Source organism: Rubripirellula tenax (genome assembly GCF_007860125.1).
GTDB classification, from domain to species: Bacteria; Planctomycetota; Planctomycetia; order Pirellulales; family Pirellulaceae; genus Rubripirellula; species Rubripirellula tenax.
The window spans coordinates 584,039-607,320 of record NZ_SJPW01000004.1 but is presented as its reverse complement, the minus strand read 5'-3'; the positions used below and the strand labels follow the sequence as shown (position 1 = coordinate 607,320).

Sequence of the window (23,282 nt, the reverse complement as noted above, 5' to 3'; positions counted from 1 at the left end):
CAATCCACGGGGCCTTTCGACCCCGCAGATTTAGGTTGACTACTAGTTGAAAAGTTGAAGCGGACTGTCCCAGTCGACAAGTCCGATAAACAGCGACAACGTGACGCGAACGCCACGCTTGGATGCACAGACAGCATGCGGGTGATTCGTGTCGAACAACACCAGTTCACCCGGTTCTGGCTTGATGCGAACGGCTGGTGCGCCGAGCTTCTTTCGGTCCAAGCCATAATCACTCGACGGATCTCGCAACGATTCCAGTGTGTCCGTGCACGTGATTCGTTGTGGCCAGATTTCAAGCTCACCACCATCTTCCGCAGGCTGCAGATAGATGTTCGCGGAAAGCTGGCAATCCAACTTCGGTGCATCTGGGAAACGACAGGAGTCGAAGCCCAGTGAGTCAACATGCGGATCTGCACCGACCCCAACCCGGAACTCGCGCGCTGTTCCGGCAACCATCTTGCGTTTGCCAAATCGAGCAACGGTTGCTCCGGCTGGCGACGCCTCATCGAGTTCGGCGTGGAGCCGATCAATCGGGGAATCGAATCCACACGCCTCTCGAAGTCCCTGCATCACAACTTGAGCATTCACGAAGTACTCTTCAAGAAGGCTCGGATCGACGTAGGTGTCGTAGAACGTGCCTGAGCGACCACCCCAACGACGGATACGTGGATCAACGACATATCCATCCATCATCTCATGCTTGAGAAGAGAAGCAGCGATGCTCTCGCAACGTTTCGGCAAACAATATCCCTGCTGCCGAATTGCAATCACGTTGCCAGCAACAAGATCTTCAAGGTTTTCCCGCGATACCGAGTTTTCAACGCAAGCTACAAAAGCGCTTTCGTCATCGGTTCGAGGAAGGTCATTAATCATAATTGACATCGGAAATCTCCAAAGAAAGGGAAGACCAATGCGCCATCAACATGCGGACTTGTCAGATGCTCGCGACATGTTGAGAATGCCGATGGTGAACGGCGGACGCACGGGACTTCCCGAAGTTCGTTAAGCCCGCGGCTTGGGGGTCAGGCCGTCAAACCACCCCCGAGCCGTCGCTTTTAAGCCGCAAACGTATGCGGCTTATTCTGCACTCGATGACGAGTGCCACATCACTTCCGCTGTCCCGCTGCCGGACCATGCCACGACGGCGATGTACAACGGGTATGTTGAATTCGGCTGACCACTTCCCATTGAAATGGTCCAGAATTCGTTTCCGTCGTAAGCAGAAAGCGGATACCAGCTGTTGGCAGACCAGCTGTAGTAATACAGGTCCGCGTCGAGCGTTCCCGAGTTCTTGACGATCGCCGTGATCTCTCCCGGGTGGTAATACTCGGTGTAGAAGATCTCGTAGTCGCCGCTACCGCTCAGGTGAACAGTCTCATACAAAGTCAGCCCGTTGCCTGACGAGTTTGAGAACGCAGCCAACGGGTCAATCGTTAAAGCAGCAGTGCTGCTGCCGGATGTTGGCCCGACAGCGTGAGTCCTGCGGCCGGGACGCACTTCGATGTGTAAGTGCGATCCACCGGTTCCTGCACTTCCCGCCGCACCGATAATCTCTCCGACGTTGACGGTGTCACCGACGGAGTAATTGATGGTGGAAAGGTGCAGGAAGATGATGCTGACGTCGAGCGTTGAGTTGTACAGCGTGCAGTAGCCCAGTGAGCCGCCGACCTTAATCACGGCTCCACTGACCGGTGCGTAAATCACCGTGCCAGTTGGGGTCGCGAAGTCCACACCGGCGTGCCGGTTGTCTGGCGTCGGGTTACCGCTCCAGTAACTCAGGTACTCTTGAGTGACGTGATAGTCACCGTGAGTCAGCAGGAAGGAAAGTTGTGCGTTGTTATCCAACGCGTTCGCTTCCTGACAGCAGGTCGTCAACGACCCGGCGATCAAGATGATCGCCAATAGGTTTCTCATGGATATTCTCCAATAAAAAAGCCGAGATCGAACGTCTGGGCTGGGACGTCGTCACTCGGCGGAAGTCATTTGTGTTAAGCCCACGTTTGCTCAGCAACTCCAGTTTGTGCTTGCCTTTTCACCTCCTTTCGGATTCAGGGTTTACTAATTAATCCACTTGTTGATGCCGAAGTATGCGGCCAGAACGAGTGGTTCTGTATGAATTGCCAAAGCCAAAGGAATCATTTCCGGATGGCCGGCTCGAAACAGTAAGATCGGAATCACGAGGGATTCGATCAGCTCTGTCGTGATCATCAGCAGCATTACGATCATTCCGTGATCCTTGCCGATTCGAATAATCTCGCTCAGTGTCTTTCGACAATTAAGCCGTTGGATGAAGGCGGCAATCGGCCACCGAATGGTCTTCCACATCAGTGGCTCCTCAATAGGTCGCTGCCTGACCGACAACGAGTGGCGAAATTTCGACCTCACCCACAAAGGGGAGGTCAGTGCGGTTGTTCTGGCTGCAGAATCGGAGGTTGGGGAACCAACCTGCTATAGCCAGTCCGTCACACGGGTTCAGCAAGCCCCGTGTTGATTGCCTTCTGCAGAACTGAAGGCCGTTTGGGTGCGACATCAGGAAGAACACGCTCGAAAGCAGCCATTACTTCTTCGGAAACGTCGCAACGGTGGCATTTGAGTTCGTTCACCAATTCCCAGATCCGAAATGATCCGGCATTGATAGACCGTCTCAGCCAACGTTGAAGTTCGTCGCTGGCGAAGGATTCGGAAATCGCCCGCTGAATATCAATTGCGTCGATCTCGTTCAGGAGTTTCAGGAGCTTGATCGACTCGTCGAATTCAGGAATGTCGCCTGAAGCTTCACGAACGATCCTGTCAGTAATGATCGCCGCGAAACGTGCCGACAAGTCGACTCCTGCGATTTCCTGAGCACGTTTAATCGAGCGTTTCGCCGTGTCGAGCTCATCGAGATCAAAGTGACGGAGCGCATTAGTGACCCACGTCGATTGCAGGCGCATTCGACGGTCTGCGTTTGCGGTGGCGAACTCTCTTTCGTTCGCTCCCCACTTCTTTTGAAAAGTCGTTTGTCCCATATCCACCTCCGTACCACGTTGCCGATCCGAGTAATTACGAACGACGGGTCGAATCGAGGATTGGGATAACAATGCCAGGCTTTAATTCCGGAATCGTGAGCATTCAAACTCTGTTCCGGATTACTCAACGACCCGCAGGCCGTTGTTCGCGTAGGTTGCCTAGCACAGAGTGCCTGGCTGTTGCCTTATTTCTTATGCATGCTCCGTGCCAAAACTTTTTGTTACTGATTCCATTTCGAGTACGGTAGAGCAACACTCGCTTTTTTGCCGACGCTATGCATTTCGAGATTTTTTCTTAACGGTCATTGGTCGCGTTGAGCATGACAACGATCACGTGAGGAACTGTGAGACGATCAGACACCGTCTGTCTGGCAAACCTACACCCGTGCGACAATGAACCGTCCAGTCGATCGCCCATCGTTCTGATTCGACGTCCACGGTTCTCCGTTCGGCAGATCCAGCCACGCATGAATTTCAAACATGACTGTATCCGCGTCCGACACCGCGACGTTGAGCAGCGACACCTACGACTGTTCGTTGATATGTTGCTCGCTCGGACTTCGGCGACCCTCCGCTTCGATCGGCTGAACGAACCAGTAGCGAGCACCACGACTTGTCCGGAAGTCGAGTCGTTTGTTGGAAGTGATGCGATTACGGAAGTGGGAGAGACGAACTCCGAGTTTTCTGGGGGTAACGCTCTTCATCGACTGTTCGCAAAGCGACTCAATGGACTCGCAAAGCCGTTCGACCTCGCAGTCATCGAACCCACCGGTTTCACCCTTCGCGATCTTCAGCAACTCCGACGCTTGCAGACCATTTTCATTCGGATCGATGGTCTCCAGCATTTCGATCATCATATGAAGGGAATCGCGGTCATTATCCGCCAATACACGAATCTGTTGCCGCGTTTCACCCGGATCAGGCTCTCCCGCCCACACCAACGCATTACGCACTAAGTCAGACCATGATTCAAAACTTCCCCACGGTTTCAGGCTCTGGTTGGGGCGTTCGGCAGCAATGTAGCCTCGAAGAATGGTGAGGCCTGCTGCCAGCAGCCCGGGTCGCTGCGATTTGACATGTTCCTTGATGTTCGGATAACGAAATCCCGTACGTTCCTCCGGGTTTTCGTGAGATGTTTCAAGCCGAATATGGCAAACCCGTCGCGCCGTGTCGGCGGCAAGTGCGACGTTGTTGCCGCTTGCCATCCAAGTCATGTTCAAAGGAGCTTCGATCAGCTCTTGTGAACCGAGCCTCCGGTCTTTCCACATCGTTCCGGTGAGCGCCGCGTCAATCGAAGATGATCCAAACGCACCAGCGATGTTGTCGATCAAGACGATTTGCTCACCCTTGTCGGCAAGTGTCGTGATCTTCTTTCGGGCCTCTTCGTCGCTCGCCGGTGCAGAAATCCGTGCGACATCTTTACCGGTCACGATGATGCTGGTGATATCGGCAAGCAAAGTCTTACCCGCGCCGGGAGTGTTGGCATCGATCAAGAACAGCGGACCGGTGACGCCGTCGTGGGCCTGGCGGGCAATCGGCGTGAGTACCAAAGCGAGCCAAGCGGCTCGGTGAACAGGTTGTGCGAAGGGAAAGTCGTCGACAACATCAGCAAGCATCTTGACCGAAGCTTCGACAGTCGCTCGATCCGGGTTCTGGGAGATTGACGGAAAGGCCTCTTTGAGATCGAGATACAAACCACTCTCCGGATCAAATCCCTCGGTTTGCAGAATGGTGCCGTCCGATTTCAACACCGGACAGGTTACGATCCCGCGAAGGCTTGGAATACCATCCCACTCGCCTCGCTGTTGAATCGCGTCGTGGCACCACTTGGGAACACGGCGGGCGACCGGGTGCTCCTTCCCATTTCGCGATAGTACTTCCGTAAATCGAACTGTCTGGCTAATAGTCTCGCGTACTGACGCTCGATGAAGTCGTCGAACGATTACGCGGTCATCCGAATCAGTACCCAGCGTACAGAGGTAACCGCCGTTTACGTAAATGTCCCCGCGGTCCGCCAAAGCTCTGATGACCTTATCGTTGACGCTGCGTTCGTCCATGCCGAGCTTGATCTGAGTCAACTGGCGAGAATCATTCTGAAGCATCAGTCCGTGGCCTTGTTTGCGGTAGGTTCGTCACGACATCAACAAGTCAGATCGCGAACGACGTACCAAACAAAAGCATTCGGCTGAGGCGACATGAAGTTCGCGGGCACTGCGAACATTAGCTGGTTGGAGATCGTGAAGGCGACTGTCAGAAGACGAGTTCGATGGCTGTTCTTCAGACAATGTTGTCTGACTTTCAGACGCCAGCAGTCCGTCGCAACGACGTCGAACAAACCTGCCGGACGGTCGTCGACAAAGTCACCACAGCCACCACAGCCACCGACGATCGCCTACGCGGATTCGCCATTGACGCCCGAATCCAACTTCAGGCGATTGAGCACCTGTGTTACGCGGGATCTGCTGACGCCAAGGAACCGGGCCAGTTCAGCCCTCGTTGATACCTCACCAGAATCGAGCAGAGACTGGTAATATCGCGCCAACCGTAGGCGATCTCGCTTTGGTTTCTGCGGTTCGCATTTCGGCTTCGGAATGGCGGAAATCGCGTTCCAAGGGTATAACTCGACTCTCGCTGATCGACGTAACTTGTTGATACGAAAGGCACCTACCTCAATAAGCCCCGATGTCCGCATAGAGTACGGATCGGGGAGCTATCTGGACCGTCTATCCAAGGTTAACAGCCGGGTCTTGCTGTTGGGTTAACGCGCGTCGGTGAAAACGACCGACCGCAGTTCCAATTTCTGCTTCGTGCAGCAGGTTGGACAAACCGCCCGAACAATGGCAACGCGCTAACTTGCAGAGGTGCAACAGACGTGCAACAGACCGATGCATTTTAGGCAAGTTCCTAAACTGCGTCGGCTTTATCGTTCGACGCGAGTTACGTCACGGCCAAACTGAGTCCGTTGGACAAACCAACGTCACGAACAGATCGGCCAAACTGCGTTCGGTGTTAGGTGCGGACGAGATTGGCTCGTTCTTTTCGCACTGGTTTTTTCGGTGCTAATCGACTTTCTTAAAGACTTCTTTTGTGGCGTGGACCTAACGTGTCACAACCGTTGCATTAAATAGGCATGCACTCGTCGCATTTGCTAGCAACCGGATTGTCTGGCTCGAAACTTGACTGTCTCCAGGGAAGCGTACTCACCGTGAGCGGAATGATTGACCAAGAATGGCTGCCTTCAACCCCAAGCACCTGACAAATCCGGACATCGTCCGAACCATCGAAACCAAACGACTTCTCGCACTACTCAAGCCCTACGCCGACTACCTCCGCGGTCGAGGGTTGTCGCTGCCGTCGGCCCGGCAAGCGGCAACGCTCGACCTCGAATTGCTGGCTGAGATTCTGGAGACGCCGGACGAAGCCGCGCCGCAGGATTTGCTCAACGCAATCGGCTACATCGACGAAATGGCGACACCGCAGGGAATGGATGCCCTGCTCGCCGCCGCCATGAAGGCTGGGATGTCGTACGACGCGACCGTCGATCATTCACCAGCCGACATTGCCGTGCAAGTCTGGCTTTTCGATCCGTCAATCGTCGAAGACCAACACGCTTGGTACACCTGGAAATCGCCACGTCGGATGGATTGCTTCCAGCCGGAAGTGGGAAACCGAAAGGATGTCTTGCCACTGACGCCAGAGCGAGTGGATCGCGCAACCAGTGAAATGAGCGACTGGTTTGGCGGGAATAATCGCAGCACGTTTTGCAAATTGTCCGTTCGCCACATTGCTGATCGCATCCAAGTGTCGATTCAGCGTGGCGATCCATTTCAACGTAAGCAGGCAATCGAAGACGACTCCGTGCGCAACCTTCACTTTCGTCCCGCCGGCAAAGACACTGCGATCTTCAAGCATGGGGATCACGTCCTTCAGTGCAATTCGGCGATCAGGCGTGCGTTGCCCATTTATCAACGTGTGTTCGGCATCTTGCTGTTCGACGATCCCGAGTATTTTTCGGACTCGAACGTCTTTACGCTGGCTCCACTGGAAGAACTGGGCGAGGACGCGTTGTCATGGGGTGACATCGACGACATCGAAGGAATTTTGTTCACGCAATACCGCGTCGATCGCGGAGGCCGCAACGCCTACGCGATTTTCGGTGCCGACGACATTATCGAGGATCTCCGTGAACGTGGCGAAGCATTAACTATTCAGGGAAGACTGATCGACGCGACGTTCAAGATCAAGTTTCGCGGCACGCGGGCGTGGAGAACAGTCAAGCTCTATGCCGGAAATGCTGCGTGCTACACACGTGACGGAAACGCCGATACAGCCGAGCAATGGTTGATGTTGAGACAGTTCATCATCCGTTCCGGTGCAAAGGTCGAGAAGGATGCCGATGACAAGGCTTTGGCGCGCGCTTGAGGATGCGGCATCGCTCATGGAAGTTGCCGAAGTCTGGCAGCAGCGGCTTGGAACGGAGTTCGAGCCGCTGAGCCGCCTTTTCATCGCGACGAACAAATTCGCGAGTCGCGTTCGGTTCGTTGGTGATTCCGCCCTGTGGAAAGTCATCGAGTACGAAGATCGGGTCATCGCGCTAAACGAAGAGACGTTTGAGCATCGTGTGCTTCAACGCTCCAATGCGTTGCTGCGCCGAATCGACGTGCGATTGTTAGCGAAGGAGATCTGCGAATCGCTTGGATGGTCGCCTAAGTTTGAGATGCTTGGCAGGACGTACCACGTTTGTCGCATCGGCGAACTGCCGGCCAGCTTCAAGGCGTTTCCCGTCTATCTTTGCATTCGCAAGTATCCCACCGATGTGGTTCGAGCGATTGACGAGGTGGCACGTGATGCCTCGGGACCATTTCTATTTGTATTGCCGACCAATCGTTCTCTCGATACCGCCGCGACGGTCTGGCTGGAGAGAACCGATGGGAAAATCGCATCGGCTGCGGACTTGTTGCGATTGAGCGACCGGTTCGAGTTGGTCGCTCAGGACGACGCACGTTCAAAACTACAGCGAATTCTCGGTCTCGAAGTTACCGATTCGCCTCGTTAGTAATTCTGCAATACTTCCGGCTGATAGATCGACGACACTCAGGAACTCTGATAGATGAAAGGATTCCTCAGTCTTCTCAAACGGAAACGCGAGAGCAACCTCTCCGTACTGGCCGTGGCCGTATTGTGAGAGTCGCAATGCAAACAGCTTTCTTAGCTGCTCGACTCGATCTGCATTTGCCGCGATGCTATCGTTGTCACACATCCAAATGACATTCTGCCCTGGCCTTGAAAGCAGGCCAAGAAAATATCCGATGACATGCACGATACGGAGCACTTTTTCCGTGTCGTCTGGAGACCAGGAGCCGAAGCCTAAGTCTTCCATCATTTTCGCAAGCTGCTTCGGCACTTTCGCATCGTCAACACCAAACAGCGTCTTACAGTCTTTTGAGACAACAAGCGTGAAGAGTAGCCCGGTGATGCAATTCGACGCTTGGAGCCAATCGGGGACGCAGCGTCCGATCGGGCCGTATCGAAACTCTTTGAAATTGATTTCCCTGTATGGTTCAATCAGACCGTGCCGGTACCGAATTCGCTTGAACTGGTTTAACACAGGACCGAGAAACTCGTAGCCAGCGAAGACAAACGAATACGTCCTAAACTCTGATTCTTGGTGATCACCACCAAAATCCGAAGCAACAAAAATTGTCTTGAAATCGTTGTGCGCTAGATTGGGCAACCAAAGCTCTTTAGCCTGGTGCCTCTGCTTCAGATTGAATTCAATTGAATTGATAAACGGCGGTTCTTCAGCTTTTCCATCTTCGAGAAGAAAAGTGACATTCTGCATCGTTAATTCGTTTGCAACTGCGGTCATTCCTTTCATGATTTCATGTCCTCCGCTGTCGCTGGCACGACATAGCTGATGGCTAACGGCAGAACGCGGACTTCACGAATTGCGAAGCGATTGGGCAGCACTTCTTTCACGCGACGCTTTTGTTCAGCTTCCAGCGTAATCCGTGTTCGCTCGACATCTTGCCGCAACACCTGCATTTGATCTTCGATGTTGGTCGCACGTGACTTTGCATCCTCCCTGATTTCCTCAAACAGGTTCATCAGCGATTCCTGCTCTTCCTCGGCCAATTGTTCGGCCAGTTTTTGCAACTCATTGTCCCGGCTGCGGTTCTTCAGCTCGGCAAGTCGGTGTTTATAACGCCTCAAAGCCACTTCCTTGCATCCCGGCGACGCTCCACCGAAAAATCGGCTGCTTGGAAGTGGGGTCGTGCAACTGGCGACACAGCGTTGTCATCGCCTGCCGCATAATCGGGTGCCCCAACCGCATCAGGCATTGATGCCGATCGACTCGCATAATCCGGCGTCCGTCCTTCTCACGCTCGACCAGTGAACCGTCGAAGACAATCTCCATGCGATCGGACTTCGGGCCAACTGACAATGACTGCTTAGCCAGCCCTTCCCAACGCGGTGGTGGCCGAAGCCGAAAGAATCCGGGCCGATCAATGATCTCATCGAGGCTGCCGGCACCTTCAACGGTCAACGAAGTTTTCAGTATCTCGATCAGACCCTCAGCCGAAATGCCAAGCCGGTCGTCGGTGCTTTCGAGCAACTCGCGTGCTCGACGCGTGAGGTCGGCGATGTCGCCGCCGCTACTCTGGCCAAGTTCGTCGGCTTGCTGACTCTGCTCGATCGTCTGGTCGACGAGCTTGTTGACTGCATCGATGGACGTTTCACGGCCACTGAAGTGCCGCTGAATGGCTGCCTCAAAGATTCGCTCAACACTGCCGAGGTCCTGGCGAACACGCTCGACTTTGGCGGCAACTTTAAATAGAAAGTCAGAGTCTTCGTCTTCGCCGCTGCGGAAGTAATGGATATGAACGTCACGCATTTGCCCGTGGCGCGAGACGCGGCCATTTCGTTGTTGCAGCTTGGACGGCGACCAGGGGATGTCATAGTGAATAATCCACCGACATTCCTCCTGCATGTTGATACCTTCAGAGGCGGCGTCGGTCGCCAGCATCAGTCGGACCGGTGCAGCGGCATCCTCGAAATCATTCTTGACGCTTTCAAACTCTCCCGCGTTCATTCCGCCGAACAGCATCCGCAGCGTGTTCTTGTCGAAGCCAAGTTGTTTGAAACGTTCTTCGAGATAGAAAAGTGTCTCTTTGTATTCGGTGAAAACGAGCAGGCGTTCGTCGTCGCGGAGATTGCCGTCGACGAACAGATGGTCCTCGACCCACTGAACCAATCGGTCAGTCTTCGAGTCCGATCGTTTTGCAAGCGTCCCTAGCTTAGCTTCATCCTCGACTGTTTCGCGATCGTAGCCGAGTGCTTCGAGTGCTTTGCCGACGTTGTCTTGAAGCTCATTCGTCAAGCCACCATGCTTCCGAAACCACAGACCTCCGTAGCGGGCCGTGTCGTCTTCGAGCACGCTGCGTTCTTCGTCACTTTTCAGCTGATCGTCCGCGCGTTGAGCGGAGACTTCGGCCAATTTGAATAGCCCAAGATCATCTTCCTCGGATTCTTCCGGTTCAGGTTCGACGTGACGCCACCACGTGCGAGCAAATGCCAGCGGACACGAGAGCAGACGCTTGGTCAGCAGCGAGTAAATAAACTTACCGAGCCAACGCTCTTTGCCCGTAGCTTCCTTCAGGTCCTCTTCGCCTTGGTTGCGATACTTTCGCAGGGCCGCATAGAGAGCGACCTCTTTGTCGCTCAGGTCGTACTCCAGCGATTCGGGTTCATGTTGATGAGCGAACGGCGGATGAAGTGAGTTGGCATTGATATCGTCTTTGAGTCGTCGGATGCGAACATCGCGAAGCGCACTGCGAGTGTTGTCGTCGAGTTCGTAGTGCATTTGGAATCGCACGGGATCGAGCAATTCGAGTAAGCCCGTAAAGCTGACCGTCTTGCCATTGTGCGGCGTGGCCGACGCGAATAGCCGGTGCTCGAACAGGAAGCGGATCTCACGCAGCATTCGGGTCCGCTGGCTGGCCCGGCTGCCGCTAGACGGGGCGAAGTGATGGCATTCGTCGACGATCAACAAATCCCATGGTGCGTGTGCGAGAACTTGACCCTCGTCGTCGCCGACCTGGGACGCCTGCATGAATTGCTGCAGCACGTCAGGCATCCGCAGATAGTCCATCGACGTAATGACTCGGGGAAACGCTTTCCAAGGATTCGTGTCGATCCCCATGCGGCGGCGAAGCTGGAACGTCGAGTCAGAGTCGATGATCTCGAAGTTCAGGTTGAATTTGCGTTGCAATTCGATCTTCCACTGCCGTTGCAGCATGGCAGGGCACATGACCAGAACGCGGCGGATGCGACGACGGAGCAGTAGCTCTTCCAGCACCAAGCCAGACTGAATCGTTTTTCCCAGTCCGACGCCATCGGCCAAAAGCAGGCTGACTCGCGGCATCGAGAGCGCTCGGATGACCGGTTCCAATTGGTACGGATGCACCTGAATCGCTGAATTCCAAACGCCAAGAATCGGCTCGTCCTTGATGTCGTTTGTTTCGCGGAGCCGATTCAACCGCGTCCATCGGTGAGCATTGACGAATGACTGCAGCGACACCGGCAGATCTGGTGGATTGGCATCCACTCCCGGCAACGATGTGCTGCCAAGGACTTTCGCGGTGGCCTCGACCTCCCAAAGCACTTGTTCCGATTCGGGGTATCGGCAGTCGTCGAGGTATTCGACTTCGACGATGTGCAAACGTCCTTGTTTTCCACGTGTGTCGTAGGGTTCAACGGCGCGCACTGTTGCTAAGCGATTGCGAACCTGCACCGCCTGCCCGACCTCTGGACGTGTCGCATCCATTTCGACTGTCGACATGTACGTTTGCCCCTCCGCGTATGGCTTGAGCTTTGCCTTCAACAATGGTTGACCAAAAAGTATGCAAAGGATAGCATTTCGATGACGCGTCAACAATCAGCGAGGCATGTCCCAATGCAATTTGGCCAGCGAGTTCGGCAAATCCGTTGCGCACGACAGCTCACCCAGCGTGAATTGGCTGAGCAACTAGGCGTGAGCATCTCGTACATCAGTAAAGTTGAGAACGAGACATTGCATTTCGGCGACTATCCAAGCGCGAAGTTCATCCACAAGTTGTCGGAGCAACTGGAAGCGGACGAGGACGAATTGTTGCTGTTGGCAGACAAGGTGCCCGACGATTTGCGCAGACGCATCCGTGAACATCCGGAAGTGTTTCGTTTGGTTGCGACGCTGGATGATGGTTCGCTCGACTCGCTTGCGAAGGAACTGTCTGGCGAAGAACGACCGCGAAGACACAGAACAACCAGTTAACATTCACGGAAAAGTAGTGGGCTAGGGATGCCAAGGAGCGGAGGCGAAGCAGACAAGATCGGCAACCACTACGAGTCGGTGTGGACTGTTGACGCTTTAATTAACTTGCATCGCGGCCGCTACAGCGAGATGGAGATCGAGTCTTTTGGGGAAGATTCCGCTGGCGTCGAGTTTCAGGCGAAAACCGAGTCCGGCACGGTTGAATTCCATTCGCTCAAGCGTCAGACACAGGCGACAGAATGGTCCATCACTGTATTGACGCGGCCGGATCGGTCTACAGGACGCAGTATCCTCGGCGATCTCGCGGAAAAGCTTGATCGACATCCATCCGCCCGGCTCAAGTTCATCTCGGCGACCGGAGCGAATCAACTAAGAGAATTGGTTGATCGCGCAAGGAACGTTGCGGACGCTTCTGAGTTTCGGTCGGTGTTATCGGAGAAGCTGTCAAATCAGTTCAACGTTATGGTCCGCAACCTCACGGGCGGCGACGAGGCCCATTGCCTTTCAATATTGAAAGCGATCGAAGAGATACCGCGCGGTCACGACGATTTGATTCGGTCGGTGGACCAACGGATTGAAGAATACTTTCATCGTAATAACGGCGATGAGATGATTCCGGCTGGTCTCAGGCGAGAGCTCGCCGAGTTTGCAATCCGCAACCTTGGACGCAAGCTTGATACCGCTGACGTCCGCCATCACGTTGAATCGCTTGGGTATAGCGTTCGCGACTGGAAAAATAACAAAGGAATACGAGATCTCCAAAAATCAACGAATGAGTCGTACCTAAGCGTCGCGGAAGCCGAGCTGATCAATGGTGGGTCAATTGCTCGCAGTGAGACCGAAGTCGTCCTGGGGCACTTCATACGCTCCGAGTGTCGAGGGGTCTTGGTCAAGGCTCCGGCCGGTTTCGGGAAGAGCTGTTTGATAGCTCAGGTGGTCTCCGGCTTGGTTGAGAAAGAAATCGAATGCCTTTGCATTCGGATGGATAATTTCCAACCGTGTCAGACGACCAGGCAGGTCGGAAAACAACTCGATTTACCCGATTCACCGGCGCGAATACTCGCTGGTATCGCGGATGGGGATGCTTGCGTTTTAGTCGTCGACCAGCTGGACGCGATGAGCCTAGTGTCGGGTCGTCACTCTTCGATGTGGGATGTTTTTCAGCGATTGCTGGACGAGGTCGCCAGTTACCAGAATATGCACTTGCTTCTCGCATGTCGTGACTTTGATCTTGAGCACGACGCGCGACTTCGTGGCCTTGCGAATAAACTCAGTGGGTTCGAGCAGGTCGCGATTGAGAAACTAACCCGCGAGCAAATCAATGAATCGATTGCTTTGGCCGGGCATGAAAAGGTCGGGTTAAGTGACAGACAGTACGAGATCCTGTCTTGTCCGTTTCATTTGCTTCTGTTCCTCGAAGGAGACCCAGCCAAGCCTTTCTCGACGAGCCTGGAGCTTTACAACGAGTTCTGGGATCGCAAACGATTCAAGCTGAAGGAACGCCTTGGCCGCGAGGCAGCATGGGACGAGGTGATCGAGTACCTAACACGGCGTATGAGCCAGGACCAACTGTTATTCGCGCCGAGCATTGGTATCGACCAGTTCAGCGACGATGTGAAGGCGATGGTGTCGGAACATGTGTTGGTTCGGTCTGGTGAGAGCTTGCGGTTTTTCCATGAGTCGTTTTTCGACTATGCATTCGCACGCCATTTCTGCCGCTCCGGAGATAGCATTGTCGACCTGCTTGAATCCTCTGAGCAGCATTTGTTCCGCAGGTCGCAAGTACGGCAGATACTTGCATTTAGGCGTGGTTCTGATCGACAACGCTACCTCGCCGACCTGAAGGAATTACTGGAAAGCGAAAAAGTGCGGTTCCACATCAAGCGGATGGTGGCTTCCACGTTGGGGCAAATAGCCGATCCGCAACGTGATGAGTGGCAAATCATCGAACCGTATTTTTTGGAGACGGATCTGTCGCGATACGTGTCCGTCGCGTGTCGAGGGCACGTTGGTTGGTTCGACGTGCTAAACGACCACGGCTATCTGAAGAACTGGCTCGCATCTTCCGAATCGATCTGGAGCAACTCGGCTACTTGGATCCTCGAATCTAGCGACCTGCACGACGACAGGTCGGAGCAAATCGCTGCGTTGATTGCGCCATATCGAGGCAAAGGTGGTGACTGGCAGACACGGCTTCATCGAATCATGTCTTGGGGTATCGCTCACAAGAGCAAAGCGATGAGCGACATCTATCACGCCATGATCCGTGATGGTTCGTACGACGACTATCAAAGCCCAACATCCGGAGATAGCGATTTCTGGACACAGCATCACAATGCCGAAAAGGAATCACCTCGATTCTTGATCGACGTGCTAGCGACCTGGTTCGAGAAGACTGCAACAGAATGCAACGACGGCAAATCCGACAAGTTCATGGATCGGTGCAAGCTCAACCACTCTCGCAGCGGCACAACGATCATTGCAAAGGCCGGCCAAGACGAACCGACATACTTTGCCCAACGGATGCTGCCAATTGTTCGCGATGTCGTACTCCAGTCGCTGGACACCACTCGAAAAGACGGGAGGGACCGCGCATGGCCATACATCACCGGTCGAACAGACTATTTTGACATCGACGACGTCACACTGGACCAACTGGCTGCTTCCCTCGGGCATCTCGCAAAGGAGAAGCCGGAGCTACTGCGTGAAATCGTTGGCGATTTGCCGGCGACAAACAGCGGCACGTTCGCTTACTTGCTCCTGAGAGCATGGACCGAGAATGCCGGCGAATTCGCAGATGAGTGCGCTGAGTATGTATTGCGAAACGAGAGTCGTCTGGACATTGGTTCGGGAGGGCGAATCAGTTGCATGGCCTTAATCGCTATTTCGCCACATTGCAGCGACGAAAACCTCGATGCGATCGAGTCGTTCATCAATGGCTATTGCGACGCACATGAACGACGGACGCCGCAGATCCGTGGACGAGATGAGCTCTACCTGCTCCGATGTCTCGATGCCGACCGAACTTCGGAAGCCACCAAAATGCGGATCGAGACGCTCGAACGGAAATTCCCCGACCTTCCCAAACAGTCGTTTTCATCGGTGGAGTCGTTTGGTTGGTCAGCTGAGAAGTCGTCGATCCCAGAGGAGAAGACTTCGCTACTGAAGGATGAAGAAGCGTTCCGCTCAGACGTCCAAAAATCCATTAAGAATGCAGCGGTGTCAATCGCTCACGCGGACCTTTCAGACATCGATACTGGGACGCTATTGAATGAAGCTCGCACGGGAACCGAAGACATGCGGCGGAAGCTTGCGTCAGTCTACGCTCACAACATCGACAATGAGCATGTCGGTGAACAGTGTCAGCAGTCGCTGGTGGCTTTCTATGACGACTCGTCTGAAGAAGTCCGACAGCGAGTTGGCATGGCGTTCAGTGGATTGTCAGGTGAATTTCTTCGAGAGCATGAAGCTAGCTTGCTTACATTCATTGCATCCACAAGCTTTGAAACTGACCCAGAGTCTCTATTGAGGTCGATGGAGCAGTCATCAGTTGAGTTGCCCGAAGTGACGTGTGCTGCAGCTGAAAGGGTGCTCAGCTTTCTCGGCGAGGAAGGAACGCACATCGCCTACCACGGGTCAATGATTGCTCGCTCTATCTCCAAACTTGTCGTCCGACAATATGAGCAAACGAAGAGTGAGACCATGAAAGTGCGATGCCTAGACTTGATCGACAAAATGGAACGTGTCGGCTACATGGGGATATCAGACGAACTTTCGAGACTAGAGCGTTAGTGAGTGTTACCTGGAGAAGCTGCCAGATCTGGCGGATCGTCGACGGCTCAGGCGTCCAAATTGGTTTGTCGAGGGCGTCGTACCAATCCATCCAAGTCATCGAGAGTTTTTTCGTTGGCGGTTTGTGTTCAAAGCTTTGATGATGCGTGTCGGCGAGGGATTTTGGCGGGTTATGAAGTCCGCCTAGCCCGATTGTCGAATTACCCAGAGACGTTTCATGTCGTCTTTTGCTGGGTTATTCGCAATTTCCGCCGCCAGCCCTTCACCCGAGACACCGGGGGGTAGAGACCTTTTGAAAGGAGTTCGGTTCCCTCAACTTTCCGGACTTGGTTCAAAATTTTTTGACCGCCGGGTAAATCAGAAGGCCGGCGATGGTGCTTTGCACTGTCGCCGGCCTTTTTTCGTGTTTTACGCCCTTTTTTGCTGGGTAAAACGCGTTCCGGCCAGCTCTCTGGCGTCTCTGCCGTCGGCCAAACAGAGACACTCTGTTTTCACGGTCCGCCCCCGCCTCTGCGCTCTCTCGGACCGAACTCTCGCCACTCTCTGTCTCTGTGACCTTCGGCTAATGTGATTTTCCGAGAAACAGAGACTCTCTGTTTTGAGCGGGTTATGTGGGATGGCAGGGTGTGTTCAGAGCCCCATTGCGAGAGTGCTGAGAGCAATCAGCTTTCGAGTTTCTTGGAGTTTTCCCGCGTGGGAAAACTCGCTATTTCACGAAAATTGATTCCCGTTCTGATTGGGCGTCATCGTTTATCGACGCGGTTGCCGTCTCGGTAACGCTCGACAAGGTGGTACGGATGGCTCAGCTCGGAATTGTCGAAGACCAAGACGTTCGGCAGTCGCTCGATCGCCCGAGCAAGATTGGCTCGCGTGCGTTTGAACCTTGCACGCAGTTTTGCGTCCGGAACGTCGTGGCCACCTTGGCTTGCCCGCATTGATACTCGCTGGATCGATGTGGCCGCGTCTTTGATGCGAATGAAGATCATCACGACTTCGTAACCGCGCGACACGTATCCGGCCAGCAAATCGACCTTTTCGCCGACCGGGTCCGACAAGACCGTTTCGAAGACAAAACTCTCGCCACGCTCGACGAGAGACTCTCGGATCGCCGCTGCCGCCTCGGCCGCTTCATACGGGCCGATGTCCAATTCAAGTGCGATGTCATCCGCGTTGACGAAGCGAAGTCCGCAGTCGGCCAAATGCGACGCAAAGAACGTCGACTTGCCGGCACCGTTGGATCCGGCAATCGCGATGATGATCGGTCGTTTGTCGAGAGACTCAAAGCCCAGCATCACTCGTCGGCCGGTTCGAATACTCGATTGACAAACCGTCCAATCGTTTCGGTGCCATCTTCATCGGTCTTTCGAAGTAAACCTGGGCGATCAGCTATCGGTTCAAAATGTGGGAACGGTCGCGTGTTGAGGTAATCGCTGACACGCTGCCGACCCGCCGGCGAATCCACCTCCGAAATCGCTTCGGACAATGGCCGCGCCGCCCCCGATTGGCGAAGTGCCATCGCTCGATCGCCACGCAAGATCGGCTCGAGCGACTTGCCCAGCGCCGCCCAGAATTCGATTTGGCCGGCAATGCTTCGCTGCGTTATCTCCGCCGATGCTCGCGCGTCGCAAACCAATTCATCAGAAAGCTTGACTGGTTGTCCCATGGTTTTTCTCCTTACATTGCCATGGTAGCATAACGCTACTCATGGTTCAACTTTCCGAAAACAATCCATGCCAATTACAAGGATCCACGATGCAAGTCAAAGAAGCGATCTACAACCGCCGCGCGATCAAGCAGTTCGACGCCGACCACCGGATGACCGCGGCCGAAGAAAAGGAGCTGCTCGAAGCCACCATCCAAGCCCCGACCAGTTTCAATATCCAGCACTGGCGGTTCGTCATCCTTCGCGATCCGGATCTGCGAGCGAAGATTCGCAAGGAGTTTGGCAACGACCAAGCCCAGATGACCGACGCTTCGCTGCTCGCTCTGTTTACCGCCGACATGAAGGCGTGGCAGAAAGAGCCGTCGCGTTACTTTGCGAACGCTCCGAAGGAAGTCGCTGAGATGTTGGTCGGATGGATGGGGCCGTTCCACGAGGGCCGCGAGTGGTTGCAGCGAGACGAGGCTCAACGCAGCATCGGGATGGCGATGCAAACGATGATGCTCGCCGCGCAAGGCATGGGTTATCAGTCGTGCCCGATGATCGGCTTCGACATCGAAGCCGTCGCCAAGCTCATCAACTTGCCCGACGATCACGTCATGGGACCGATGGTCGCGATTGGCAAAGGGACCAAGGACGCATGGCCGAAGCCTGGGCAACTTTCACTCGATGAATTGACTATCGAGAATGGGTTTTAAACTTAATGAACAGCGAAAAGAATCTCATGGCCACCAGTAAATTCCTGAGCCTTGTTCTCAGGCATCAACCTGAAGTCGTCGGAATGCAACTGGACGATGAGGGGTGGCTGGACATCAATCAGTTAATTTCCAATGCCAATGAACGAGGCAAGGCTTTGTCTCTTGAGTTGCTCCACGAAGTCGTCGCAACAAGTGACAAGAAGCGATTCGCGTTAAGCGACGACGGGCTGCGCATTCGTGCTAGCCAAGGGCACTCATTGGCCAACGTCGATTTGAAACTTGACGAAGCTAAGCCGCCGCAAACGCTCTATCACGGAACTGTTGCAGCATTTTTGGAGAGCATTCGGGCGACTGGGCTACAAAAGCGATCCCGAAACCACGTCCACCTTTCATCCGATGCAGCGACGGCAACCAAAGTAGGTTCACGACGAGGCAAGCCAATCGTTCTCCAGATCGACGCTGCGGCGATGCATCAACAAGGACACCTCTTTTATCTTTCAGCCAACGGTGTTTGGTTGGTCGACGCTGTGCCACCGCAGTATCTGACTTTCCCTACGTGAGCGTCGAATGAGCAAACTGGAAGTCGCTCAAGGAAATCTATTGGACCAAGACGTCGACGTTATCGTTAACGCTTGGAATCGAAACATCATCCCCTGGTGGCTGCTGATTCCTCAGGGTGTCTCAGGAGCGATTAAGCGCCGTGCTGGATACGCTCCGTTTCGTGAGCTTGCTAAGCACGGGGCAATTCCGCTTGGCGGCGCGGTGCTCACCACTGCGGGCGATCTGCCATTCAAGGCCATCATCCACGTGGCCGGCATCAGCATGTGGTGGCGGTCGAGTGAAAGGTCGATCCGAGATTCATGCCGCAATGCAATCGCGTTGGCGGAGGAAAAAAATTTCACCTCGATTGCATTTCCACTAATCGGTGCTGGCACAGGTGGAGGATCGACTGTCGCTGTTCTTGATATGATGAAGGACGAACTCGCGGCTGTTCGCTTCGCGGGTCGAATCGTCATCGTTCAATTTAGGAAGACCTGAATGCACCGGATTGTTTTAAATGAAAATCAACATTGAAGTCGGTGATGTACTCGCAGTTGCCGCTGATGTGTTGATTTCTACCGCTAACCCATGGTTGAATCTTTCCGGTGGCGTCAATGGAGCAATCCTTTCAGCAGTTGGGCCGACGATTCAAGCGGAGTTGCACGAACACTTGAAAAGCAAAGGGCTCTCTGCCGTCCCTGCTGGAACAGTCGTCCAGAGCGCTGCCGGAGGCCTGCCGTTCAATTTAATTCTACATGCGGTTGCGATTGACCCGTTCTACGACTCTTCCATCGAACTCGTCCGCAAGACCGTTGTCGCCGCCTTAGATCTCGCGATCAAGGCTGGCGCGAAGACGATCTCAACACCGACCCTGGCCACCGGATATGGCCCGATGTCGATTGCTGATTTTGGAACAGCGGTGGCACCGCTTGCAGGTGAACCTCGGTTCGATGGTCTTACGTTGACAATCGTGGTCCGATCGGACGAGCATCGATCCGAACTTTTGGAAGCGATCTCAGTGACTCGGGATCAGGCGTGAAGGAAACGGCATGAGGTACGGTTTCCTTTTTCTGTTGTTGTACCACTTTCCCTTGGCTGGCTTCAAAGCCGTTTCGATGCGGATTCCATTGATCTACCCGTCGATCCGCAGTCGCTTGGACTTCGCGAAGTCGATTTGCGAGACAATACTTCTTTCTGAGGGAGTACCGCCAGGCGGAATCGCTGGCCCGCGCCGCCCAAACCAAAGCCCGCCGAGCCCGCCGGCGGAAACTGACCCGCAAATAGTTCTGCCGAACGCTTACTAACAAACCACTGACTATCCGGCGTCATCGTTAAAGCCGCTAATGCAAGTCGATGAACAGCGTGGAATCTTGCAAGATTCGCTCAGATCGGCTGGCGAACCGTCTCGCAGTGTGCGATAAATGTTCGTGTTAACGAAGCGGACTTCGCACTTGCTAGTGCCCTGGCTTGTCGGAGTTTCGCGGCGGCGTAGGGATCGGATTGTTGCCCCCAATCCGATCCCTTGCCCGCCATCGAATCTTCAGGTTGCCCTGCTTCAGCATCGCTCTTGCACGGGACGCCGCTCGAAAAATGTTGATTTTTGGGATCGATTATTTCGGACACGGATGGGCTGGTTTGCAATGGGCTGGATGGAGTGATTTTATCGGCTAAGAAGGTGATCCGCTTCATCCGGAACGGTCGTTCTGGTGGGAACGTGTCACGAAGGTTAACGAAAATGCAAAATCAGCCTCCCGACGTTCCGATTCACTATCAATCGTCCTTCGACGAAGAGAAGGCATCGATATTGGCTGCCGTGTTTGAGTGGCACCATTCCGAGCACAGCCAACCGCTGGGTCTAGATTCATTCGAGTCGATGGTCGCGATCAAGAATTTAAGTCGGGTGATCACGTTCGAAAATGCCGCCTTTCGCCGCTACATGCTGAACGAAAAATCAGCCGTCGGATCGACACTGGATAGCCACTTCCTGCCCCACCTCGTGAAGACGTCGACCGATTCCGACCGGCTCATTCTCGACGGAGTCATGAACATTGAGATTGAGCATCTCTGTCGTTGGGAAAACGGACGCACAGTTACGATGCGAACGTTCAAGCGTCGGCTCGATGAACTGAAAAGCCCCAACTACGCGATCATCGTCATCTCTCGCGCGAAGGAATTCGTCGGTTCAACGGAAGCGGAAAAACGAAAAAGTTTGAACGAAGTCTTGTCGGTTCTTCTGGGAATGGACGAAACGGATCGTACGATTTGTCGCGGATATGTCATGGGTGATTCAACGAAGGAGATCGCCTCGCGCGTCGGGCTAACGACCAAGGCAGTTGAAAACCGTCGTCACAAGATCATGGACCTGATGGGCGTTCAAAAACCCATCGATATTGTGAAGCTCATGGTTCGCCTGGAGGAAAACGGTCTTATCGACGATCAGTTTTAGGCTCCTCTCAGACAGGGCGTTCGCCTTGGTTTTCCGAACCGAGCAATTCTTCAACCGCAGCCTGGATGCCCCGTCGAGGATCTCGGGAAACGGCTTTGACAACGATACCTGGAAAAGCCTTCAACGCCTCTTCGACCTTAGCTAGCGCTAGTTTGCCAGCACCTGAATCACTTTCCGGGAGTAGGGCAAGCAGTTCCGACTTGCCCTCTACCCTTGCAATGACTTCATCAGCCGTCAACACTTTGCTCACCGCAGACACAACTTCGCGAAGGGGCCACTCCTGGTCCGAAGGCACTTTTAGACTGAGCAGCGTCGCAGGATGGCCGAACTTCTGGCATCGGATTTCTTCCGCGGCCGCGTATTGTTCCCATCCGGCTTGGCTGAGCGCTCCCGATTCGCGATCCACTAATCGCGAAACATCCAACCGAAGGTCGCTTCTCGCTTCGGCAGACGATTTGAGTTCTGCGACGAGGCAAGTGCTTAACAGCCGACCGATCAATTCGATCGCGTGCTGTTCCTTGATCAACTCATCACTTTGAGGGAGTGGATCAATCGCGCACAGAGTGCCAAATAGCTCTCCATCGGCATCCTTCAACGGAATCCCAACGTACGCGCCGATTTGCACTTGGGAACCTATCGGTGCTGCTGCGTACGCAGGTACATCGTCCGACCGAGGGGCGATGCAAGGTCCTCGTCCAATCACCATTTGCGAGCAGAAGGAATCAGCCCAGCGAAACACGGCACCTGGCTTGACTCCGTAACCATGGTCTTCAGCGTGCAAAACGATCCAGTCATTCTCTTCGGTACGCGTTACCATCCACAATCCGAATCCGTATCGGTTGTGCAGGTACTTCAATACGTCAGCGGCCGCGAGTGCGAAGGTCGGATAGGGCTTGTGTGCGGGCATGATTTGATTATCGAAGTGAGACACCATGCGTGAATAAATGGGGGCAAGTATCGTTGCCGGAACGGTCCTTTGGGTGCCTGGCACAGCCATGCCAGACCCGAATGGCACGGTTTGACGTTTTGGCCGTGTTTGACGCAGGTTTTTCTAGGCGGCGACATTGGCTTGGACCTCGTCATGATACATCGCTCGTGGCTTTCTTGTAAGCGTTCGGCGGGGGCTGAAGTTGGTGAGCGGTAAAGCGGTCCGCTACGCGCTGAACCAGTGGCAACCGCTGATCGTGTTCATCGAGGATGGCGGGCTGCCGATTCACAACAACGACACCGAACGAGATCTTCGTCGTCTGACGATCGGTCGCATGAACTGGTTGTTCTTGGGCAGCGAGGTGGGTGGTGAAGTGGCGGCGCGACCGTACACGCTGACCGCCATTGCGCACCGACACAACCTGGACTTGTGGGCATATCTGGAGGACGTGCTGCGGCGTCTTGCCGGTGGCGATTCTGACCTGGACGCGCTGCTACCGAACGCCTGGGCAACCACTCATCCAGACAAAGTCCGCAGCTACCGCGAGGCGGAATCGCTGGCCCACGCCGACTAAACCAAAGCCCGCCGAGCCCGCCGGCGGAAACTGACCCGCAAATAGTTCTGCCGACCGCTTACGTTGAAGTTGTCGGGATAGTCACTCATGGCTTTCATATCTCGCTGCCGCGGCTATCTAAATTGAATTGTAAAGCGAATTTTGCATCGATTTGCCATTATCCACAACTCGGCCTGCCTGCTCTGCATAAGTAACCCTGAGGGTGCCAGTTTCGTCTGGCTTGGTCGGGTTTGAGGCTTTTGTGTGGGAGGTGCGAATGGCGGGTGCGGCGGTCAGTACGGCGGATCAAGTTCAAAAAGTGGCGGCGTTGTTGGGCGTTGCGG

Annotated in this window: 22 protein-coding genes; 11 read left to right on the top strand and 11 right to left on the bottom strand. The window is 54.3% G+C overall.

All coding sequences use genetic code 11. From position 1 onward, the window contains the following. Window positions 1-42 precede the first annotated feature (42 nt). From Poly51_RS16860 to Poly51_RS16840, 5 genes are all read right to left on the bottom strand, one after another. Window positions 43-882, bottom strand: coding sequence for a 2OG-Fe(II) oxygenase (locus tag Poly51_RS16860; RefSeq protein WP_146458945.1), 840 nt, complete (start codon window positions 880-882; stop codon window positions 43-45). 195 nt (window positions 883-1,077) lie between these two features. Continuing rightward, window positions 1,078-1,914: a M23 family metallopeptidase gene (locus Poly51_RS16855; RefSeq protein WP_146458944.1), complete on the bottom strand. Its 837-nt coding sequence runs from the start codon at window positions 1,912-1,914 to the stop codon at window positions 1,078-1,080. A gap of 144 nt (window positions 1,915-2,058) precedes the next feature. Further along, on the bottom strand, window positions 2,059-2,325 hold the full coding sequence (locus Poly51_RS16850; protein ID WP_146458943.1) for a hypothetical protein: 267 nt from the start codon (window positions 2,323-2,325) through the stop codon (window positions 2,059-2,061). A 137-nt stretch (window positions 2,326-2,462) separates the two neighbouring features. Further along, window positions 2,463-3,014: a hypothetical protein gene (locus Poly51_RS16845; protein ID WP_146458942.1), complete on the bottom strand. Its 552-nt coding sequence runs from the start codon at window positions 3,012-3,014 to the stop codon at window positions 2,463-2,465. 518 nt (window positions 3,015-3,532) lie between these two features. After that, window positions 3,533-5,110, bottom strand: a complete 1,578-nt coding sequence (locus Poly51_RS16840) for a hypothetical protein (RefSeq protein ID WP_146458941.1) — start codon at window positions 5,108-5,110, stop codon at window positions 3,533-3,535. A 164-nt stretch (window positions 5,111-5,274) separates the two neighbouring features. On the opposite strand from Poly51_RS16840, the gene Poly51_RS16835 reads away from it, so the two are divergent. From Poly51_RS16835 to Poly51_RS16825, 3 genes are all read left to right on the top strand, one after another. Further along, window positions 5,275-5,508, top strand: coding sequence for a hypothetical protein (locus Poly51_RS16835; protein ID WP_146458940.1), 234 nt, complete (start codon window positions 5,275-5,277; stop codon window positions 5,506-5,508). Window positions 5,509-6,236: 728 nt separating this feature from the next. Further along, window positions 6,237-7,430, top strand: a complete 1,194-nt coding sequence (locus tag Poly51_RS16830; protein WP_146458939.1) for a hypothetical protein — start codon at window positions 6,237-6,239, stop codon at window positions 7,428-7,430. Then, window positions 7,405-8,064, top strand: coding sequence for a hypothetical protein (locus Poly51_RS16825; protein WP_146458938.1), 660 nt, complete (start codon window positions 7,405-7,407; stop codon window positions 8,062-8,064). The genes Poly51_RS16830 and Poly51_RS16825 overlap by 26 nt, the downstream gene beginning before the upstream one ends. Here Poly51_RS16825 and Poly51_RS16820 read toward each other — a convergent pair. Genes Poly51_RS16820 through drmD form a run of 3 tightly spaced genes read right to left on the bottom strand, consistent with a single transcriptional unit; the run spans window position 8,020 to window position 11,850 of the window. Next, the gene (locus Poly51_RS16820; RefSeq protein ID WP_146458937.1) at window positions 8,020-8,886 is read right to left on the bottom strand and encodes a hypothetical protein; all 867 of its coding nucleotides are present in this window, start codon (window positions 8,884-8,886) and stop codon (window positions 8,020-8,022) included. The genes Poly51_RS16825 and Poly51_RS16820 overlap by 45 nt on opposite strands. Then, entirely contained in the window at window positions 8,883-9,221 is a 339-nt protein-coding gene (locus tag Poly51_RS16815) for a hypothetical protein (protein ID WP_146458936.1), read from the bottom strand. The genes Poly51_RS16820 and Poly51_RS16815 overlap by 4 nt, the downstream gene beginning before the upstream one ends. Next, window positions 9,208-11,850, bottom strand: a complete 2,643-nt coding sequence (gene drmD / locus Poly51_RS16810) for a DISARM system SNF2-like helicase DrmD (protein ID WP_146458935.1) — start codon at window positions 11,848-11,850, stop codon at window positions 9,208-9,210. Before drmD ends, Poly51_RS16815 begins: the two co-directional genes overlap by 14 nt. A gap of 81 nt (window positions 11,851-11,931) precedes the next feature. On the opposite strand from drmD, the gene Poly51_RS16805 reads away from it, so the two are divergent. Together Poly51_RS16805 and Poly51_RS16800 are read left to right on the top strand one after the other, a co-directional pair. Further along, on the top strand, window positions 11,932-12,321 hold the full coding sequence (locus tag Poly51_RS16805) for a helix-turn-helix domain-containing protein (protein ID WP_315853671.1): 390 nt from the start codon (window positions 11,932-11,934) through the stop codon (window positions 12,319-12,321). A gap of 27 nt (window positions 12,322-12,348) precedes the next feature. After that, window positions 12,349-16,113 (top strand): dsDNA nuclease domain-containing protein, encoded by a 3,765-nt coding sequence (locus Poly51_RS16800; RefSeq protein ID WP_146458934.1) that lies wholly within the window; start codon window positions 12,349-12,351, stop codon window positions 16,111-16,113. A 743-nt stretch (window positions 16,114-16,856) separates the two neighbouring features. Here Poly51_RS16800 and Poly51_RS16790 read toward each other — a convergent pair. After that, entirely contained in the window at window positions 16,857-17,405 is a 549-nt protein-coding gene (locus Poly51_RS16790) for a zeta toxin family protein (protein ID WP_246114591.1), read from the bottom strand. Continuing rightward, a complete protein-coding gene (locus tag Poly51_RS16785) occupies window positions 17,405-17,776 on the bottom strand; it encodes a TA system antitoxin ParD family protein (protein ID WP_146458932.1) in 372 nt (123 codons plus the stop codon). The genes Poly51_RS16790 and Poly51_RS16785 overlap by 1 nt, the downstream gene beginning before the upstream one ends. A gap of 89 nt (window positions 17,777-17,865) precedes the next feature. Here Poly51_RS16785 and Poly51_RS16780 point away from each other — a divergent pair, with 89 nt between their 5' ends. The 5 genes from Poly51_RS16780 to Poly51_RS16760 all read left to right on the top strand — a co-directional run bounded on the left by Poly51_RS16780 (window position 17,866) and on the right by Poly51_RS16760 (window position 21,457). Next, entirely contained in the window at window positions 17,866-18,471 is a 606-nt protein-coding gene (locus Poly51_RS16780; protein WP_146458931.1) for a nitroreductase family protein, read from the top strand. Between the two features lie 26 nt (window positions 18,472-18,497). Continuing rightward, on the top strand, window positions 18,498-19,031 hold the full coding sequence (locus tag Poly51_RS16775; protein WP_246114565.1) for an RNA 2'-phosphotransferase: 534 nt from the start codon (window positions 18,498-18,500) through the stop codon (window positions 19,029-19,031). Window positions 19,032-19,071: 40 nt separating this feature from the next. Then, on the top strand, window positions 19,072-19,509 hold the full coding sequence (locus Poly51_RS16770) for a macro domain-containing protein (RefSeq protein ID WP_246114564.1): 438 nt from the start codon (window positions 19,072-19,074) through the stop codon (window positions 19,507-19,509). A 19-nt stretch (window positions 19,510-19,528) separates the two neighbouring features. After that, window positions 19,529-20,050 (top strand): macro domain-containing protein, encoded by a 522-nt coding sequence (locus tag Poly51_RS16765; RefSeq protein ID WP_146458928.1) that lies wholly within the window; start codon window positions 19,529-19,531, stop codon window positions 20,048-20,050. 696 nt (window positions 20,051-20,746) lie between these two features. Further along, window positions 20,747-21,457 carry a helix-turn-helix transcriptional regulator gene (locus Poly51_RS16760; RefSeq protein ID WP_146458927.1) on the top strand — a complete coding sequence of 237 codons (711 nt, stop codon included), beginning with the start codon at window positions 20,747-20,749 and terminating at the stop codon, window positions 21,455-21,457. Between the two features lie 7 nt (window positions 21,458-21,464). Here the strand turns inward: Poly51_RS16760 and Poly51_RS16755 are convergent, their stop codons facing one another. After that, on the bottom strand, window positions 21,465-22,364 hold the full coding sequence (locus tag Poly51_RS16755) for a GAF domain-containing protein (protein ID WP_146458926.1): 900 nt from the start codon (window positions 22,362-22,364) through the stop codon (window positions 21,465-21,467). Between the two features lie 226 nt (window positions 22,365-22,590). Between Poly51_RS16755 and Poly51_RS16750 the strand changes: the two genes are divergently transcribed. Beyond that, window positions 22,591-22,959, top strand: coding sequence for an IS66 family transposase (locus Poly51_RS16750; RefSeq protein WP_186775616.1), 369 nt, complete (start codon window positions 22,591-22,593; stop codon window positions 22,957-22,959). Window positions 22,960-23,282 lie beyond the last annotated feature (323 nt).